This window comes from Synechococcus sp. R6-10, from assembly GCF_047461815.1.
Lineage (GTDB): Bacteria > Cyanobacteriota > Cyanobacteriia > Thermostichales > Thermostichaceae > Thermostichus.
In genome coordinates this window covers 1-1,098 of record NZ_JANSHW010000456.1, presented here as the reverse complement: position 1 = coordinate 1,098, position 1,098 = coordinate 1, and the positions used below count along the sequence as shown (strand labels likewise).

The following is a 1,098-nucleotide window of genomic DNA, read 5'->3' as shown; positions in this document are numbered from 1 at the left end:
CCGGCACGATCCGCTCGGCAGCTGCCGTTGGGGTATGGGCGGCGTAGTCGGCAGCGTAGTCAGCCAGGGTTTCATCCCGCTGGTGGCCAATCCCGGTGACCACCGGGATCCGACATTCGGCAATGGCTCGCACCACCCGCTCATCGTTAAAACAGGCCAAATCTTCGCTGGCTCCACCGCCCCGCGCCAAAAGAAGCACTTCCGCCCGCCCATCCTGTTCCACCCGGCGAATGGCCCGCACAATTGATTCCGGGGCCGCCTCCCCTTGCACTTGAGCTGGGGAGAACAGCACCCGTAGCCCGGGGTAGCGCTGGTTGAGGGTGCGCCGAATATCTCCCCAGCCGGCAGCGTGGGGGGAACTGACGACGGCAATGCACTGGGGATGAACAGGCAGAGGTCGTTGGTTATCGAACAAGCCCTCAGCACTGAGGCGGGCCTTGAGCTGTTGAAATCGCAACGCCAACAGCCCTTCCCCGGCAGGCAGCAATTGCCAGATGACGAGGCGATAATGGCTGCCGCCGCTATAGATGCCAAGTTGCCCAAGGGCAAGCACCTGTTGCCCCACTTCCGGCCAGAAGCTGAGCCTGGAAGTTTGGCCCTGCCAGACCACCCCCTTGAGAACGTCACCGGTTTCCGGATCGGTCAGGGTCAAGAACAGGTGGCCATTGCGGTTGCGCTGGCAACTGGAGACTTCCCCGCTCACCCACAGCCTGACCAAGTAGGGATCCCCGGCCAGCAGCGATTTCAAATAACGGGACACTCCCCCCACCGAGAGCAGGGGAGCTTCATCCGTGAGCAAAAACTCCATCCCACTGCTGCGGGCGGCTAAAGTCACTTGTAAACTACCCGACCCTGACTACTTCGCAGTACAGGGCGGGCTTTCGGTAGCCCTGCAGTTGGCAAGCCAACCACGGACCTCTAGGCTGGTTTACGGCAGCCCCAAGTTTAGCAATCATGTTGGCTCCATTCCAGTCCGCATCCCCTTCCCATCCACAGTGCCCACACTTAAACTGCTTCCCATTGCGGTAGGATTGCGCAGGGTCGGGATGGATATGCAAACACCGGTGGCAGGTCTGCGACGTGTAGGCAGGCGGAACC

Annotated in this window: 2 protein-coding genes; both read right to left on the bottom strand. The window is 61.3% G+C overall.

Translation table 11 applies throughout. The annotated features are described in order from the left end of the window. Nucleotides 1-835 (bottom strand): exodeoxyribonuclease VII large subunit (xseA, locus tag NW837_RS12095; RefSeq protein WP_414331851.1); only part of this gene is annotated, 835 nt, incomplete at its 3' end. A gap of 7 nt (nucleotides 836-842) precedes the next feature. Continuing rightward, nucleotides 843-1,098, bottom strand: a 256-nt coding sequence (locus NW837_RS12090; RefSeq protein ID WP_414331849.1) for a zinc ribbon domain-containing protein, incomplete at its 5' end; no start/stop codon positions are given.